This is a genomic window from Burkholderia sp. HI2714 (genome assembly GCF_002223085.1).
GTDB lineage: Bacteria > Pseudomonadota > Gammaproteobacteria > Burkholderiales > Burkholderiaceae > Burkholderia > Burkholderia lata_D.
Genome location: NZ_NKFM01000051.1, coordinates 1 through 16,772, shown reverse-complemented (window position 1 = coordinate 16,772; position 16,772 = coordinate 1). Strand labels below are relative to the sequence as shown.

The following is a 16,772-nucleotide window of genomic DNA, read 5'->3' as shown; positions in this document are numbered from 1 at the left end:
GGGACTCCTGTCTGAATCGGATGCGTTTTGAATCAGGTAAACCCGTGTCGCGGTTTTCCCTGAGTCCGCGCCGGACGCTTGCCGGCACGGCCTGACGGGCATTCCAGCGCAGCGGGCAGGGCGCCACATCATCCGATCGGACGATGGTTCGTTCGCACGGCTGGCCAATTCTCTCCATTCAGTGAATCTCCCGATGACGCCGGAATTTAGACGCGTCTTAATCATGGCGGCGCGGTTGGGTCGCGCCGGAAACATGCCGTATGGAGGATGGAGCGTGCTGATGGAGACGAGATGGGCTCCGCAAGAGAGCCAGGCAACCAGTGACGAAGCCGACATCGGCGTCGCGGATTTCAGCGAACTGATGGCGCGCATCTACCAGGGGCCGCTGGAGACGCCGCCGTGGGCCGGCGCGCTCGAACTGGTCCGCCGCTGGCTGCAGGCGAACTACGTGACGCTGATCCTGCGCGCGGCCGCGAGCGACCGCCGCGCGCCGCTGTCCGTGCACGCGTCGGAATTCGGCCCGGTGGTGCCGGGCGACGGCGAGGCGTCGTACAACAACTACTACTATTCGCTCGACCCGTTCGTCGGCCTGCCGGCCGATCGCGTGGTCACGGTCGACGACGTGTTCGGCGACACGGGCTGGTTGTCGAGCGAGCTGTACAAGCAGTTCCTGAAGCCGCAGGACGTGCGCTATATCCTCGGCGCCGACCTGCGCACCGCGTCGGGCGTCGAGTGCCGCTTCCGCGTGTGCCGCAACCATGCGTCGAAGCAGTTCTCCGCGCGCGACAAGGCGATCTGCGCGCTGCTGCTGCCGCACCTGAAACGCGCGGTGGAACTGCATTCGCGGCTCGACACGGCCGAGGTCGAACGCTCGATCTATGCGAATGCGATCAACCGGATGCAGATCGGCACGATCACGCTCGACGAGAACGGCGCGATCATCGACCTGAACAGCGTGGCCGACGAGATCCTCAAGCAGAACAACGGTCTGACGATTGCGCGCGGCACGATCGAGGCAACCGATGCGCAGGAGAACCGCACGCTGAAACGGCTGATCCGCCATGCGGTGATGGGGCACCACGGCACGGCCGCGGCGACCGTCGAGGCGATGCCGATCACGCGCAGCTTCGACAAGCCGCGCCTCGGGCTGCTGGTACGCACGGTGCTGCTGTCCGACTGGTCGGAGGACAACAAGCGGCGGCCGGCCGTCACGCTGTTCCTGCGCGATCCCGACCGCAAGCCGCAGGGCGCGCAGGAAATCATCCGCAAGCTGTTCGACCTGACGCCCGCCGAGACGTCGCTCGCGCTGCTGCTGACGAACGGGCTGACGCTCGAAGAGGCTGCGGAAGAATCGGGGATCAGCAAGAACACGGCGCGCACCCATCTGCGCGCGATTTTCTCGAAGACGGGCGTCACGCGCCAGGCGACGCTCGTGCGGATTTTGCTCGGGAGCGTCGTGCCGCTCGGGTAAGCGACAGCCAGGGCCCAGATCGGTGACACGGGCGGAATCGCCGAATCCGTGCGCGATGCGGTCGAAAACCTGCGGGCCGCCCGCCGATGTGGCGACGTGCCGCCGAGAAGGTGGCTGGCTGCACCGTGACTCGGGAAGCCCCCACCGCGGGCCGCATCGCCCGCGGCGTTTTCCTTTCCTCCGAATCGTCGATGCGACCGCGTCAGCTTCGACTCAAAGCGTCTCGATCGCCAGCGCGATGCCCTGGCCGCCGCCGATGCACAGGGTGACGACGCCGCGCTTGATGCCGTCGCGCCGCATCGAATGGATCAGGCGGGTCGTCAGCACCGCGCCCGTCGCCCCGATCGCATGACCGTGCGCAATCGCGCCGCCTTCGACGTTGACGATCTCCTCGGCGATGCCAAGCTGCGCCGCCACCGCGATCGGCACGACCGCAAACGCTTCGTTGATCTCGAAACGCTCGACGTCGGCCAGCGTCCAGCCCGCCCGCTCCAGCGCGATCCGGACGGCCGGCACGGGGCCGAGCCCGAACATGCCGGGTTCGACGGCGGCGACGCCGAATGCAACCAGCCGCGCACTCGGCGCAATCCCGTGCGTGTCGGCGAACGCGCGATCCGCGACCAGCATCGCCGCCGCGCCGCTGTTCAGGCCCGGCGCATTGCCCGCGGTAATCGTGCCGTCCGGGCGGAACGCCGGCTTCAGCTTCGCGAGCGCTTCGAGCGTCGTGTCGGGGCGCGGCGTCTCGTCGCGCGCAAACGCGACGCGCGTCTTGCGCTGCAGGACGTCGACCGGCACGAGTTCGGCGTCGAACTTGCCGTCCGCCAGCGCGGTGGAAAAGCGCTGCTGCGAGCGGAGCGCCCAGCGATCCTGGCGATCGCGCGAGATGTCGAGCTGGCTCGCGAGATCTTCGGTATGCCAACCCGAATGCTGGTCGGAAAACGCATCGACGAGGCCGTCGCGCAGCATGCTGTCGCGGATCGGCGCGTCGCCCATCCGGTAACCCGAGCGTGCGCCGTCGAGCAGGTACGGGGCGCGCTCCATGCTTTCCATGCCGCCGGCGATCGCCGCATTCGCGTAGCCCAGCAGGATCTCCTGCGCGGCGTTGACGACCGCCTGCGCGCCGGAGCCGCAGACACGGTTGACCGTGAGCGCCGGCACCTTGACCGGCAGGCCCGCTCCGATGGCGGCCTGCCGGGCCGGATTCATCTTGTTGCCGGCCTGGATCACGTTGCCCAGCACGACCGTGTCGATCGCCGCGCCGTCGAGGCCGCTGCGCCGCAAGGTTTCGCGGATGGCGATCGCCCCGAGCTCGGTGGCCGGGGTGTCCTTCAGGGACCCGTTGAACGTACCGATCGGTGTCCGGACGGGGTGGCAGATGACGACTTCGCGTGTACTCATGTTGCGTTCCTGATCGGGTTGCAAGCTGGGCGGACGAGTCGTTGGCGAACGGGGGCGCGCCGCGCCATTCGCGTCGCCGGTTCGATTGCACCGTGACGCCGGCAGGACCGCCGGCCCGGTGCAAGGCGGCCGTCTCCGATGACCGGATCACGCGCCGCTCCATGACGGAACGGTATCTATGCATATGCATACTGTCAACGGGGGCTTTGCGTATGAGATTGAGGGGCAGGGCGCGCGACCGGGGAGGGGCGCGCATGACGATGCGCACGTCGCGGCCGGCGGTCGGCTTTCAATCGCGCAGTGTTGACGGTTTTTTTGCGCCGATTGCAGAGGCGTTTGGGCGTGCGGGCGGGTTGGGAGGAAGTCGGGATGACGTGTTGTGCTCGGCAAGCTTGTACGCGATGCGGAGTTCAGTTATCTCGACATTATAGAAATAATGTCAAATAAACCACCGTGATGAATTGGATATTTAACGGTTTACGTTATATTATTTACAAAATCACCCGCCCAACCCCGCCATGTCCGATCTCGCTGCCGACGAATCCCGCCTGACCGCCGAAATCGAGCGCCTCAAGGCCGACTTCCCGAAAACCCGCGAGCTGTATCGCGAAGCCTGCGCGCTGCTGTTCTTCCGTTTCGGCATCACGCCGACCGCGAACCGCCTGTACCAGCTCGTCCGCAAGGGCAGCATGAGCACGCCGACGGCTGTCCTCGGCGAGTTCTGGGCCGAGTTGCGGGAAAAGAGTCGCGTGCGCATCGAGCATCCCGATCTGCCGGCCGATCTGCAGGCGGCCGCCGGTGAACTGGTGGCGGCGCTATGGAATCGGTCGAGCGCCGACGCGGCCGGCGCGCTCGACGCATTGCGCGCGGAAGTCGAGGCCGAGCGGGCGGTGGCGAAGGCGGAAGTCGCGGCACTGCAGGCCGAACTGGCCCGCACGGAAACCGCGCTGGAGCAGCGCACGGCCGCGCTGCTGGCCGCGCAGGTGCGCATTCAGGAACTGGAACAGGCGAGGGCGGCGGACGACGCATCGCGGCAAGCGCTGCAAGCGGACATCGAACGCCTCACGGCCGACAACGCGGAAGGCGACCGCGCACTTGCGCAGGCACGGGCGGATTTCACCACCCAGCTCGACCGGCTGCGCGACGATGCCGGCCGGGCCGAGGAGCGCTTGCGCGCGTCAGAGAAGCGGGCGCTTCAGGAGATCGATCGCGAGCGGCTCGCGGCCGCGCGGATGCAGAAGGAACTCGAGGCAGCGGCATTGCGCACGGAGCAGCGCGATGCGCAGCAGCGGAAGGAGGTGGCCGCGCTGCAGGCGCAACTCGGCGACGCGCTGCATCGATGCGGCGTGCTTCAAGGGCAACTCGACGGCGCGCAGGCAGCCGATGCGGCACGGGCCAAGGAACTCGATGCGCTGCGGCGCGAAATGACGGCACTCTCGCGCCGGTCGGCGCTGCGTGGCGCCAAGGCAGCGCCAGCGGCACAACGGGACGAGCGGAGGGCACGCACGCGAAAGCGCGCGGACGAAGCGCCGCCGCGCTGAAGGAGAAACCACGAGCGTGCGTCAGCCGAAGGCGACGCACGCCAGAAGCCTGAAACGGGCAGGCAAGCGACCGAGCCCCTTGCACCCCCGGTCGCCCGCCCATCCACCGATACCCATCAACTCGACACATACCGCGACGGCAACGCCGGCGCATCCGCCGGAATCGTGACGAGCGACGTGTCGAGCCAACCCTGCGGCGAGCCGTTCGACTGCGCATAGGCGCCGACGTACGGCATCATCCGCGTCGTCTGATAGATCTGCGGCGTCCACCCGGCCGGCGCGAGGAAGATCGACGTCGCGCGCTTCTCGCTATACGCGGACGCACCGTACGTCGAGATGTTCCACAGCGTCTGCTGATACGTCGCATAGTCGGCGTTGTGCCGCGAACCGCCAGCCTGCCAGCCTTCGAGCTGGATGAACGTGTTGTAGGTGCCTGCGCCCGCGAGCAGGTTGTTCACCGTGCGCCCGTACAGGAACGACAGGATCAGCCCGCAGTTCGCCGGCGCGAAATCGCTGCCGACGCTCAGGTAATAGCGGCCCGTCGTGTTCAACACCGACGCGTAGTGCGAGTTGCCGATATCCGTCGACGTCGTCAGCCCGCTCGCGCCCATGAAGCTGTCGAACGCCTGCATCGTGACGCCCGCCGGCAGGTCGCCCGTCGCGCTGATCGCAACGATATGCGAGCCGGCCGCCAGCAGCGTCAGGAACGCGGACAGCGTGCTCGTGTTCCAGTTGCCCTGTGCATCGACGAACGGAAACGCGCGATAGCCCGTCAGCGCGAACACCGCCGGATCGGAGCCGGCCTGCCACGCGATCTGCGGCACCCACATCGTCAGCGGGCCGGCGTTCGACGCGCCGGACACGTACTGCTTCAGCGCGTCGATGAGTTGCGCATCGGCAGCGGGCAGCACGCCATAGGCCGCGCCGCTCTGCCAGCGCTGCACCCATTGCGCGACGAAGCCCGCGAGCTGGCCGCCGGTGAAGTCGGCGGGCGGCACGTAGCCGAGCGGGCCGGTGCTTTGATAGGCGGACTGGATGGCCGCGGCCGTGCGCACGTTGCTGCCGAACATGCTGTTCGCGAAATCCTGGCAGTTGTTGGCCGGCGGCGTCGCGAGCTGCGCGAGCGGGACGACCCACGCGCCGTTCGCGGTCGGGACGCCGCGATACAGCGTGAGATTCGCGACCGAGTCGTGACCGGGAAACGTGGCGGCGTCGGCGCCCGACACGTAGCCGGCCGACGGGGTGACGCTGACGGTGGTCGGTTGCGACCCGAACGGATGCGTGTATGAAATGGCAAACGATGCGTCGCCGCCGGCAAGGCCGAACGATCCCGTGCAATCGCCCCAGCTGTTCGACGCACTGACGGCCGTCGATTGCCCGGTCGCGACCTGCGTTTGCGACGCCTGCGGCAGCGAGCCGCTCTGGCTTGCCGCGTTGCCGTACGCGAGCGTCGTCGACGGGATCGCATTGACGACGTTGATCGTGATCGAGCGGTCGGCGATGCCGTAGCTGCGCGCGGATGCGTCCGCGGCGCCGGCGGCGGCGAACGACGACGCGGACGTCGGGTTGCCGTCGCCGCCGCAGGCAGCCAGCGTGCCGACGAGCGGCGACAGGGTCAGCGCGGCGCCGCGCTGGATGAAGCGCCGGCGGTTCGGCGCGGACGGGCGTTCGGGTTTCGAAGCGGTCATGGACGTTCCTGGTCACGGTTTCGGGAGGCGACAACGACGATCCGGCGCATTGCACACGTGTGCAATGCCGGTCGAAACGGCTCGATTGCCGGCATATGCGCCGCGCGTATTTATGCGGGAGATCGATGAAACGCCTGCGACGAAACCGAGTCGTGCGTGTGACGCCACGCGTGCGGGAGGGCGGGGCAGGAGCGAGGCATGCCGCCGCGACGTTTGGGCGGCCGGCGGGGATCGGGTAAAGTGCCGCTCAACATGCCGTCTCGACGTTACTAGACGACCGGTCTAATCGTTGCTAACATACGCCATCATGAATGCATCTTCGGGCGCGGAAGTCCGCCAGCACATCCTGAATATCGCCAAGCCGATTATGCTCCACAAGGGGTTTTCGGCGGTTGGCCTGAACGAGATTCTCGCTGCGGCGGGCATCCCGAAGGGCTCGTTCTACCATTACTTCGGCTCGAAAGAGGCATTCGGCGAAGCGCTGCTCGAATCGTATTTCGACGGCTATCTCGCGCACCTCGACAACCTGTTCAAGCATCAGGCCGGCACGGGCGCCGAGCGCCTGATGACGTACTGGCGCAACTGGCTGCACACGCAATGCGCGGACGATCCGGAAGGCAAGTGCCTCGCGGTGAAGCTCGGCGCGGAAGTGTCGGACCTGTCGGAAGCGATGCGCGCGGTGCTGCGGAACGGCACGAGCCAGATCATCGAGCGGCTCGCGGGCGGCATCGAGGCCGGGCTGGCCGACGGTTCGCTGAGCGGGGTCGCCGATCCGTCGCATACGGCCGCCATCCTCTACGAGCTGTGGCTGGGCGCGACGCTGCTGGAAAAGATTCACCGCAACCGCAAGCCGCTCGAAAGAGCGATGATCGAAACGCGGCGCATGCTGAACCTGCCGCCGCTCGAGCCGAGTGGCGTGCAGTCGTAACCCGGGCGCGCATCGGCGCGCCTTGTTTTTACCCTGATTCTAGACGACTGGTCTACTCAACCACGCATGACGAACGTGTCACACCGCGTTACGCTGTCCCGATTGATTCAACCGCATGCACGCAGCCGCGACGGCCTGAGCGCCGATGCAGCCGCCTGCGTGCGTCTCCCGCTGGTCCATCCCTGATCCGATCGTGCCCACGAAGCACGTCCATTCCTGTTGACGGAGGCTCACATGCCGCAAAGCAAGACCGCAAATCGCCAGATCATCCTGAATTCGCGCCCGGTCGGCGCGCCGACGCCGGGCAACTTCCGCACCGAATCCGGTGACGTCCCGACGCCCGGCGCCGGCCAGGTGCTGCTGCGCACGGTCTGGTTGTCGCTCGACCCGTACATGCGCGGCCGGATGAGCGACGCACCGTCCTATGCACCGCCGGCCGAACTCGGCCAGCCGATGGTCGGCGGCACCGTCAGCCAGGTCGTCTCGTCGAACCTGCCGGCGTTCCGCGAAGGCGACCTGGTGGTGGCGGGCGCCGGCTGGCAGGACTATGCGTTGTCCGACGGCCGCGACCTGATTCCGCTCGGCCGCGACTTCGCCCATCCGTCATACGCGCTCGGCGTGCTCGGCATGCCGGGCTTCACCGCCTATACCGGACTGCTGAAGATCGGCGAGCCGAAGGCCGGCGAAACCGTGGTGGTCGCGGCGGCGAGCGGTGCGGTCGGCGCCGTGGTCGGCCAGATCGCCAAGCTGAAGGGCTGCCGCGTGGTCGGCGTCGCGGGCGGCGCCGACAAGTGCGCGTACGTGACCGATACGCTCGGTTTCGACGTGTGCGTCGACCACCGCGATCCGGCGTTCGCCGCGAAGCTGAAGGAAGCGTGCCCGAACGGCATCGACATCTATTTCGAGAACGTCGGCGGGGCCGTGTTCGACGCGGTGTGGCCGCTGCTCAACGACCATGCGCGCGTGCCCGTGTGCGGGATCATCGCGCACTACAACGATGCGGCCTACGACGACAAGGCCGTGTCGACCGGCCGCGACCGCGTGCCGGCACTGATGGGCACGATCCTGCGCAAGCGCATCCGGATGCAGGGTTTCATCATCATGGATCACTATGCAACCGGCTATGCGACGTTCATGAAGGAAATGAGCGAATGGGTCGCGCAGGGCAAGGTGAAGACGCGCGAGGACGTCGTCCCCGATCTCGCCGATGCGCCGGAAGCACTGATCGGCCTGCTGGCCGGCAAGAACTTCGGCAAGGTCGTCGTGCGCGTGGGCCCGGACGAACTGGCCTGACGCCTCGCCACGGCGACATACAACGGCTGCACGCTGGCGTCACGCGACGCCGGCTTGTGGCATGCTCGATTCCGCTATCGACGATAGGAGAAAGACAAGATGGCGCTTCACGTGATTGCTTCCCTGTTCCTGAAACCCGAACACGCGGCGGCCGCCGAGGCCGAGCTGCGCAGCATGGTCGCGAAGACGCGCAACGAGCCGGGCAACCGGCGCTACGACCTGTTCCGCGAGCAGGACGGCTCGCCGAACCTGCACCTGTACGAGATCTACGACGACCAGGCCGCCTTCGACGCGCACCTCGCGAGCCCGTATTTCGGCGAATTCCGCACGAAGTCGGCCGACTGGTTCACCGCGCCGCCGGTCATCAAGGTGCTGTCGGGCATCGACGTCGCCGAATAACCAGGCAGCATCCCCGTCGCGGCCCGCTCCCACCCGGGCCGCACGGCACCCGCCGCCCAGCGTGCGGCGGCGATGACAACTCCACGTGGCGCATCGTTCGCGTCGCTTCCCCCATACACCGGCCCCGGAGGCTGAATGATCACCCTCAACATCAACGGCGAAACCCGCTCGGTCGACGCCCCCGACGACATGCCCTTGCTCTGGGTGCTGCGCGACGTCGTCGGCCTCACCGGCACGAAGTTCGGCTGCGGGATCGCGCAGTGCGGCGCTTGCACCGTGCATCTCGACGGCGTCGCCGCGCGCTCGTGCGTGCTGCCGGTCGCGGCCGTCGCCGGCCGCAAGATCACGACGATCGAAGCCGTCGGCGCGACGCCGGCCGGCCACAAGGTCCAGCAGGCATGGCGCGCGCTCGACGTCGTCCAGTGCGGCTATTGCCAGTCGGGGCAGGTGATGGCCGCCACCGCGCTGATCGCGTCGAACCCGAACCCGAGCGACGCCGACATCGACGCGGCGATGGCCGGCAACATCTGCCGCTGCGGCACGTACAACCGGATTCGCGCGGCCGTGAAGCAAGCCGCCAAGGAGGCCTGACATGTCACGAGGACTGATCGAAGCCGGTCGGGCCGGCGCGGGCGTGTCGCGCCGTTCGTTCCTCAAGCTCGGCATGTCGCTGGGCGCGGCGGCCGGCGGCGGATTGCTGCTCGGCTTCAGCATGCCGGCCGCGGGTGACGATGCGCGTCGTTCGGTGATCGGCGGCGACGCCGCCGAACCGGCTCAACCGGGCGTCTTCGCACCGAACGCGTTCGTGCAGATCGACCGCGCCGGCAAGGTCACGCTGGTGATGCCGAAGGTCGAGATGGGGCAAGGCGTCTATACGGCACTGCCGATGCTGATCGCGGAAGAACTTGAAGTGCCGCTGTCGAGCGTGACGCTCGACCATGCGCCGCCGAACGAGAAGCTGTTCCTCGATCCGCTGCTCGGCGGCCAGCTCACCGGCGGTTCGACGTCGGTGCGCTACGCGTGGGAACCGCTGCGTCGTGCCGGTGCGACCGCACGCACGCTGCTGGTCGCGGCCGCCGCGAAGCAATGGAACGTCGACCCGGCAACCTGCCGCGCCGCGAACGGTGAAGTGCAGCATCCGCCGAGCGGCCGGCGCGCGTCGTACGGCCAGCTCGCCGACGCGGCGGCGAAGCTGCCGGTGCCGAAGGACGTCGCGCTGAAGAAGCCGGCGGATTTCAAGCTGATCGGCACGCCCGCGAAGCGGCTCGATTCGCCGGAGAAGGTCGACGGCACGGCCCAGTTCGGGCTCGACGTGCGCCTGCCCGGCATGCTGTACGCGGTGATCGTGAACAGCCCGGTGTTCGGCGGCACGGTCGCGAGCGTCGACGACACGGCCGCGAAGAAGATCCCCGGCGTGCGCCAGGTCGTGCGCGTCGACAACGCGGTGGCGGTGGTCGGCGATCACACGTGGGCCGCGAAGCGCGGCGCGTCGGCGCTGGTCGTGAAGTGGAACGAGGGCGCGGGCGCGAAGGTCTCGACGAAGGATCTGTTCGCGGATCTCGCGCAGGCGGCGGCGAACGGCAAGGGCGCGGTCGCACGCAAGGACGGCGACGTCGACAAGGCATTCGCGAATGCGAAGACGCGCGTCGACGCCGTCTACGAACAGCCGTTGCTCGCCCACGCGACGATGGAACCGGTGAACTGCACGGTGCACGTGCGCGGCGACGGCTGCGAGATCTGGGTCGGCACGCAGGTGCCGACGCGGGCACGCGACACCGTGCAGCAGCTCACGGGCCTCGCGCCCGACCGGATCGTCGTGCACAACCACCTGCTCGGCGGCGGCTTCGGCCGGCGGCTCGAGACGGACATGATCGGCCAGGCCGTGAAGGTCGGCAAACAGGTCAACGCGCCGGTGAAGGTGGTCTGGACGCGCGAGGAAGACGTGCAGCACGACATGTACCGGCCGTGCTACTACGACAGGATCTCGGCCGGCCTCGACGCGAACGGCAAGCCGGTCGCGTGGCAGCACCGGATCGTCGGCTCGTCGATCCTCGCGCGCTTCGCGCCGCCCGCGGTCAAGGACGGCGTCGATCCCGACGCGATCGAAGTCGCGGCCGAGTTGCCGTACGACCTGCCGAACCAGCTGGTCGACTACGTGCGCCAGGAGCCGCGCCACGTGCCGACCGCGTTCTGGCGCGGCGTTGGCCCGACGCGCGGCACGTTCGTGGTCGAGAGCTTCATCGACGAACTGGCCGCGCAGACCAAGACCGACCCGGTGCAATACCGCCGCGCGCTGCTCGGCAAGACGCCGCGCGCGCTCAACGTGCTCGACGTCGCGACGAAGGCGGCCGGCTGGGGCGGCCCGGCGCTGCCGACGGGGCAAGGGCGCGGCGTCTCGGTGATGCATGCGTTCGGCAGCTTCTTCTCGATCGTCGTCGATGTCGCGGTGGATAACGGCGAGGTACAGGTGAAGCGTGTCGTGTGCGCGGTCGATTGCGGCATGGTCGTCAACCCGAACACGATCGAGGCGCAGGTGCAGGGCGGCATCATTTTCGGGATCACCGGCGCGCTGTACGGCGAGATCACGATCGAGGAGGGCCGCGTCGTGCAGAGCAACTTCACCGACTACCGGATGCTGCGGATCAACGAGACGCCGCCGATCGAGGTCCATCTGGTGAAGAGCGGCGAGGCGCCGGGCGGGATCGGCGAGCCGGGTACGGCCGCGACAGCCGCGGCGGTGTCGAACGCGATCTTCGCGGCAACCGGCAAGCGGCTGCGCAAGCTGCCGGTCGGCGACCAGTTGAAGACGGCTTGAGGGGAGGCGACGAACATGCAAAATCTCACCCTGAAGATGCTCGGCAGGTCGTTGCTCGCCGTGTCCGCACTGCTGGCCGGCACGGCCGCGCATGCCGCGCAGGCGGCGCCGGCCGACAGCGCCCTCGTCGCGCGCGGTGCGTATCTCGCGAAAGCGGGCGACTGCGTCGCGTGCCACACCGCGCCGCGCGGCACGCCGTTCGCCGGCGGCCTGAAGATGGTCACGCCGATGGGCGCGATCTACACGACCAACATCACGCCCGATCCGGAGACGGGCATCGGCGGCTATACCGAAGCCGACTTCGCCGGCGCGTTGCGCAAGGGCGTCGCGAAGGACGGTCACAACCTGTATCCGGCGATGCCGTACCCGTCGTACGCGAAGCTGAAGGACGACGACGTGAAGGCGCTGTACGCGTATTTCATGCACGGCGTCGAACCGGTGAAGCAGGCGAACCGGCCGTCCGACATCCCGTGGCCGCTCAACATGCGCTGGCCGCTCGCGTTGTGGAACAAGGTGTTCCTCGACACGACGCCTTACGCCGACAAGCCGGCCAAGGACGCGATGTGGAACCGCGGCGCGTATCTCGTGCAGGGGCTCGGGCACTGCGGGTCGTGCCACACGCCGCGCGGCGTCGGCTTCCAGGAGAAGGCGCTCGACGAAGGCGGCGCGGCGTTCCTGTCGGGCGCGCCGATCGACAACTGGTTCGCGTCGAACCTGACCGGCGAGCCCAACACGGGGCTCGGCCGCTGGAACGAGGCGGAGGTCGCGCAGTTCCTGAAGACCGGCGCGAACCGCCATGCGACCGCGTTCGGCTCGATGGTCAGCGTGATCAACCACAGCACGCAGGCGCTCTCCGACGACGATCTGACGGCGATTTCGCGTTACATGAAATCGCTGCCGGCGGCGGGCGGCACGGGCGCGCCGCCGTACAGCTATGATCCGAAGGCGACACAGGTCGTGCTGGGCCGGCCGGCGGCCGATCCGGGCGCGAAGGTGTATAACGCTTACTGCCTGCATTGCCACGGCGCGGACGGGCGCGGTTACGCGCCGCTGCTCGCGCCGCTCGCCGGCAATCCGAACGTGCTCGAAGCCGATGCCGCGTCGCTGATCAACGTGACGCTGAACGGCAGCGAGACGCTCGTGATCGATGGCGTGCCGTCCGCGTATCCGATGCCGGCATTCTCGAACCAGTTGAACGACCGGCAGATCGCCGACGTGCTGACGTTCATGCGCGCCGGCTGGAACAACGGCGCGCCGGCCGTGCAGGCGGCGGACGTCGCGAAACTCCGCAAGGCGACGGCGGCCGCGCGCTGAGCGCGGCCCCATGCGGAACGAGGGCGGGCCGGCGTGCCCGCCGTCACTGCCGCCGGGTGCGTGCCCGCGCCGGCGGCGTGGCTTTTTCTGTCAACCGGCGCGCGGCCGTTCGCGGCAGCGCGCGTTTATCGACGCAATGTAGGGGTGTCTGGATGGCTAACGTGACTTATACGGATACGCAACTGCTGATCGACGGCGAGTGGGTCGACGCCGCGAGCGGCAAGACGATCGAGGTCGTGAACCCGGCGACCGGCAAGCCGATCGGCAAGGTGGCCCACGCGGGCATCGCCGATCTCGACCGTGCGCTCGCCGCCGCGCAACGCGGCTTCGAGGCCTGGCGCAAGGTGCCCGCGCACGAGCGCGCGGCGACGATGCGCAAGGCGGCCGCGCTGGTGCGTGAACGCGCCGACGCGATCGCGCAGCTGATGACGCAGGAGCAGGGCAAGCCGCTCACCGAAGCGCGCGTCGAAGTGCTGTCGGCGGCGGACATCATCGAATGGTTCGCGGACGAAGGCCGCCGCGTGTACGGCCGGATCGTGCCGCCGCGCAACCTCGGCGCGCAGCAGACGGTCGTGAAGGAGCCGGTCGGCCCGGTCGCCGCCTTCACGCCGTGGAATTTCCCGGTCAACCAGGTCGTGCGCAAGCTGAGCGCCGCACTGGCCACCGGCTGCTCGTTCCTCGTGAAAGCGCCGGAAGAAACCCCCGCGTCGCCGGCCGCGCTGCTGCGCGCCTTCGTCGATGCAGGCGTGCCGGCCGGCGTGATCGGCCTCGTGTACGGCGATCCGGCCGAAATCTCGTCGTACCTGATCCCGCACCCGGTGATCCGCAAGGTCACGTTCACGGGTTCGACGCCGGTCGGCAAGCAGCTCGCCGCGATGGCGGGCCTGCACATGAAGCGCGCGACGATGGAGCTGGGCGGGCACGCGCCGGTGATCGTGGCCGAAGACGCCGACGTCGCGCTCGCGGTGAAGGCGGCCGGCGGCGCGAAGTTCCGCAACGCGGGGCAGGTCTGCATCTCGCCGACGCGCTTCCTCGTGCACAACAGCATCCGCGACGAATTCACGCGCGCGCTGGTCAAGCATGCCGAAGGGCTGAAGGTCGGCAACGGCCTCGAGGAAGGCACGACGCTCGGCGCGCTCGCGAACCCGCGCCGGCTGACCGCGATGGCGGCGGTCATCGACAACGCGCGCAAGGTCGGCGCGAGCATCGAAACCGGCGGCGAGCGGATCGGCTCGGAAGGCAACTTCTTCGCGCCGACCGTGATCGCGAACGTGCCGCTCGAAGCGGACGTGTTCAACAACGAGCCGTTCGGCCCGGTCGCCGCGATTCGCGGTTTCGACAAGCTCGAGGACGCGATCGCGGAAGCGAACCGCCTGCCGTTCGGTCTTGCCGGCTACGCGTTCACGCGTTCGTTCGCGAACGTGCACCTGCTCACGCAGCGCCTCGAAGTCGGGATGCTGTGGATCAACCAGCCGGCGACGCCCTGGCCGGAAATGCCGTTCGGCGGCGTGAAGGACTCGGGCTACGGGTCGGAAGGCGGCCCCGAAGCGCTCGAGCCGTACCTCGTCACGAAGTCGGTGACGGTGATGGCCGTCTGACGGTCGTCGATCGATCGCGTGCGCGGCGCTGCCGGCGTCGCGCACGCGATCGGCGTGGGCCGGGCAGCGCGCCCGGTCGCTTGCCAGCGTCTCGCTCCAGCCGTGCATTCGAACGGCAACCCCCTCGGCATTTCAATATGCGTGTCACTGCGGGCGGATTGTTTCAATTCCGTCACCAGCAACGACGCGCGCCGCATCCCCCCCCGGTGAATGGACGCCGGCCCCTTCCGCCCGATACTGTTCAGCTCACATGACCGGCAAGCTGGCAAGTCCGGACTGCACCTCGTACCCGAACGTCATACTTTTTGGTATAGCTTCTTCAGAAGAAACCATAACAACCGGTGCGTCAGCATCGGCCCAACCTGAGAGGACACGGATGCATCCGCGGTCGGCAGCGCCGTACTACGTTGTGCTGGCGGGGACCTTGATAGCGTGCGCGCTGATGGGCCTCTGCGTGTTGCAGTTGTTTCAGAGCCGTCAGGACGCGCTCGACCGCGCACGCGAGACGTCGCGAAATCTGGCGCTCGTCGCCGAGCGCGACATCGAGCGCAATATCGAGTTGTACGGCCTGTCGCTGGAGGCGGTGATCCAGGGCCTCCAGCGACAGGACGTCATGGCGGCCACGCCGGCCCTGCGGCGCGCCGTCCTGTTCGATCATGCGATGACCGCGCAATTTCTCGGCTCGATGCTCGTGCTGGATGCGGCCGGCAACATCATCCTCGATTCGGCGAACGACGTGCCGCGACAAGGCAATTTCGGCGACCGCAAATACTTTACGGTTCACCGGGACAATCCGAACGCCGGGCTTTACATCAGCGATCCGTTTGCGTCCCGCCTGCGCGGCGGCTCGCTCAGCGTGGCACTGACGCGCCGCGTGTCGAATCCGGACGGCTCGTTTGCCGGCATTGCGCTGATCGCGGTCAATCTCGAGTATTTCCATACGCTGTTTGCCGGCCTCGCGCTCGGCTCGCACGGGGCGATCTCGCTGGTCGGCCGGAACGGCATCATGTTCATGCGCCAGCCGTACGACGTGCACACCATCGGCCGCGACATCAGCAAGGCGGCGACGTTTCGCCACTTCATGACGGCGCCCGAAGGTTCGTTCATCGAGACCTCGACGATCGACCACGTGCGCCGCCTGTACTACTTCAAGACACTGCCGCGCCTACCGCTGATCATCATGGTCGCCGAGGCGGAGCAGGACATCTACGCGGCGTGGCGGCGGCGCGCGATCACGATCGGCGCGCTGGTGGCGACCTTCGGCGCGGCGTTCATCGTGCTGTCCTTTTTGCTGGGCACCCAGCTGCGGCGCAGGATGCGGGCCGAATCCGAGCTGGTGATGCTCGCGCGCACCGACGGCCTCACCGGGCTCAACAATCGCCGCTCGTTCGGGGAAGTGCTGGACCTCGAATGGCGCCGCGCACGCCGTGCCCGCTCGGTGTTTTCGCTGCTGTTCGTCGACGTCGACCGTTTCAAGTCCTACAACGACACGTATGGCCACCAGGCCGGCGACGACGCGCTGGCCGCGGTTGCACGGTGCATCGGCGACAACATCCGGCGCCCCGCGGATACCGCGGCCCGCTATGGCGGCGAGGAATTCGTCGTGATCCTGCCCGATACGCCGGCCACGGGCGCGACCGAGATCGCCGAACGGATTCGGGCGGCCATCGACGGGCTCGCGATCGAACATGCGGAAAGCGAATTCGGGCGCGTCACCGCGAGCATCGGCGTGGCCAGCTGGGTGCCCGAACAGGAAGAAGAGGTCGAGTCGGTGATCAAGGCGGCCGACGAGGCGTTGTACCACGCGAAGGAAACGGGGCGAAACAAGGTCGCCTCGCATGAAACGGGCACCTGACGCCGCCGCCGGCACGCACCGCCCGCTACCGGCGCCGGGTGTGCCGTTCGACGCTCAATGCCGGCCGCTGCCGCGATAGCTTTCCACTTCCGCGTCGTACGCCGCCAGAAACGCCTTGCCGAACACCGACGCGAAATCGTCCTCGATCGCGAACACCGTGTCGCGATGGGTCGCCGCGTAGCGATCCCACATCCTCGCCTTGTACAGCACGGGCACGCGCTTCTCGTAAGCCTTCGACATGAAATGTCTCTACAATCATGGTTCGAACTGGACGGGACGAGCAACGAAGCTGATGGCATTGAAAGCGCTGGAACTGACGCAGGAAGAACGTACAAAGCTTGAAGCGATGGCGAGAAGCCGTCGTGATTGGCGAATACGAGACCGGTCGCGGACGATTCTGATGTTCAGCGACGGCGTGCGAGCGAAAGAGATCGCCAGACGACAGGAACTGACGTTGGAGGCGGTGTATGAG

General features: G+C 67.8%; 13 protein-coding genes and 1 pseudogene. 11 read left to right on the top strand and 3 right to left on the bottom strand.

Translation table 11 applies throughout. The features are described from left to right. The first annotated feature begins 280 nt into the window (after window positions 1-280). Window positions 281-1,471, top strand: a complete 1,191-nt coding sequence (locus tag CFB82_RS25620) for a helix-turn-helix transcriptional regulator (RefSeq protein WP_089485809.1) — start codon at window positions 281-283, stop codon at window positions 1,469-1,471. A 213-nt stretch (window positions 1,472-1,684) separates the two neighbouring features. On the opposite strand, the gene CFB82_RS25615 is transcribed toward CFB82_RS25620, so the two are convergent. After that, a complete protein-coding gene (locus tag CFB82_RS25615) occupies window positions 1,685-2,869 on the bottom strand; it encodes a thiolase family protein (RefSeq protein ID WP_089485808.1) in 1,185 nt (394 codons plus the stop codon). 518 nt (window positions 2,870-3,387) lie between these two features. On the opposite strand from CFB82_RS25615, the gene CFB82_RS25610 reads away from it, so the two are divergent. After that, entirely contained in the window at window positions 3,388-4,410 is a 1,023-nt protein-coding gene (locus tag CFB82_RS25610) for a DNA-binding protein (RefSeq protein WP_089485807.1), read from the top strand. Between the two features lie 116 nt (window positions 4,411-4,526). On the opposite strand, the gene CFB82_RS25605 is transcribed toward CFB82_RS25610, so the two are convergent. Beyond that, on the bottom strand, window positions 4,527-6,098 hold the full coding sequence (locus CFB82_RS25605) for a hypothetical protein (protein ID WP_089485806.1): 1,572 nt from the start codon (window positions 6,096-6,098) through the stop codon (window positions 4,527-4,529). Between the two features lie 307 nt (window positions 6,099-6,405). On the opposite strand from CFB82_RS25605, the gene CFB82_RS25600 reads away from it, so the two are divergent. The 8 genes from CFB82_RS25600 (at window position 6,406) to CFB82_RS25565 (ending at window position 16,300) form a co-directional block, all read left to right on the top strand. Next, complete coding sequence (locus CFB82_RS25600; protein ID WP_089485805.1) at window positions 6,406-7,026, top strand: TetR/AcrR family transcriptional regulator; 621 nt, start codon at window positions 6,406-6,408, stop codon at window positions 7,024-7,026. 234 nt (window positions 7,027-7,260) lie between these two features. Beyond that, window positions 7,261-8,319 (top strand): NADP-dependent oxidoreductase, encoded by a 1,059-nt coding sequence (locus CFB82_RS25595; protein WP_089485804.1) that lies wholly within the window; start codon window positions 7,261-7,263, stop codon window positions 8,317-8,319. Between the two features lie 99 nt (window positions 8,320-8,418). Next, complete coding sequence (locus CFB82_RS25590) at window positions 8,419-8,718, top strand: putative quinol monooxygenase (protein WP_069251575.1); 300 nt, start codon at window positions 8,419-8,421, stop codon at window positions 8,716-8,718. Between the two features lie 135 nt (window positions 8,719-8,853). Further along, window positions 8,854-9,309 (top strand): (2Fe-2S)-binding protein, encoded by a 456-nt coding sequence (locus CFB82_RS25585; protein ID WP_089432687.1) that lies wholly within the window; start codon window positions 8,854-8,856, stop codon window positions 9,307-9,309. Between the two features lies 1 nt (window position 9,310). After that, window positions 9,311-11,533, top strand: a complete 2,223-nt coding sequence (locus CFB82_RS25580) for a xanthine dehydrogenase family protein molybdopterin-binding subunit (protein WP_089485803.1) — start codon at window positions 9,311-9,313, stop codon at window positions 11,531-11,533. A 15-nt stretch (window positions 11,534-11,548) separates the two neighbouring features. Next, a complete protein-coding gene (locus CFB82_RS25575) occupies window positions 11,549-12,847 on the top strand; it encodes a c-type cytochrome (RefSeq protein ID WP_089485802.1) in 1,299 nt (432 codons plus the stop codon). Window positions 12,848-12,999: 152 nt separating this feature from the next. Continuing rightward, window positions 13,000-14,445, top strand: coding sequence for an NAD-dependent succinate-semialdehyde dehydrogenase (locus CFB82_RS25570; protein ID WP_089485801.1), 1,446 nt, complete (start codon window positions 13,000-13,002; stop codon window positions 14,443-14,445). 376 nt (window positions 14,446-14,821) lie between these two features. Continuing rightward, on the top strand, window positions 14,822-16,300 hold the full coding sequence (locus tag CFB82_RS25565) for a sensor domain-containing diguanylate cyclase (RefSeq protein ID WP_089485800.1): 1,479 nt from the start codon (window positions 14,822-14,824) through the stop codon (window positions 16,298-16,300). A gap of 54 nt (window positions 16,301-16,354) precedes the next feature. Here CFB82_RS25565 and CFB82_RS25560 read toward each other — a convergent pair. Then, window positions 16,355-16,528 (bottom strand): annotated as a pseudogene (locus CFB82_RS25560) (type VI secretion system-associated FHA domain protein); the annotation flags it as partial. Between the two features lie 10 nt (window positions 16,529-16,538). On the opposite strand from CFB82_RS25560, the gene CFB82_RS25555 reads away from it, so the two are divergent. Next, window positions 16,539-16,772: hypothetical protein (locus CFB82_RS25555; RefSeq protein WP_218829056.1), on the top strand; the 234-nt coding region annotated here is incomplete at its 3' end.

Excerpts from the sequence above, each read along its gene's own strand:
- CFB82_RS25620 (WP_089485809.1), top strand. The coding sequence starts at position 281 with ATGGAGACGAGATGGGCTCCGCAAGAGAGCCAGGCAACCAGTGACGAA.
- CFB82_RS25615 (WP_089485808.1), bottom strand. The coding sequence starts at position 2,869 with ATGAGTACACGCGAAGTCGTCATCTGCCACCCCGTCCGGACACCGATC.
- CFB82_RS25610 (WP_089485807.1), top strand. The coding sequence starts at position 3,388 with ATGTCCGATCTCGCTGCCGACGAATCCCGCCTGACCGCCGAAATCGAG.
- CFB82_RS25605 (WP_089485806.1), bottom strand. The coding sequence starts at position 6,098 with ATGACCGCTTCGAAACCCGAACGCCCGTCCGCGCCGAACCGCCGGCGC.
- CFB82_RS25600 (WP_089485805.1), top strand. The coding sequence starts at position 6,406 with ATGAATGCATCTTCGGGCGCGGAAGTCCGCCAGCACATCCTGAATATC.
- CFB82_RS25595 (WP_089485804.1), top strand. The coding sequence starts at position 7,261 with ATGCCGCAAAGCAAGACCGCAAATCGCCAGATCATCCTGAATTCGCGC.
- CFB82_RS25590 (WP_069251575.1), top strand. The coding sequence starts at position 8,419 with ATGGCGCTTCACGTGATTGCTTCCCTGTTCCTGAAACCCGAACACGCG.
- CFB82_RS25585 (WP_089432687.1), top strand. The coding sequence starts at position 8,854 with ATGATCACCCTCAACATCAACGGCGAAACCCGCTCGGTCGACGCCCCC.
- CFB82_RS25580 (WP_089485803.1), top strand. The coding sequence starts at position 9,311 with ATGTCACGAGGACTGATCGAAGCCGGTCGGGCCGGCGCGGGCGTGTCG.
- CFB82_RS25575 (WP_089485802.1), top strand. The coding sequence starts at position 11,549 with ATGCAAAATCTCACCCTGAAGATGCTCGGCAGGTCGTTGCTCGCCGTG.
- CFB82_RS25570 (WP_089485801.1), top strand. The coding sequence starts at position 13,000 with ATGGCTAACGTGACTTATACGGATACGCAACTGCTGATCGACGGCGAG.
- CFB82_RS25565 (WP_089485800.1), top strand. The coding sequence starts at position 14,822 with ATGCATCCGCGGTCGGCAGCGCCGTACTACGTTGTGCTGGCGGGGACC.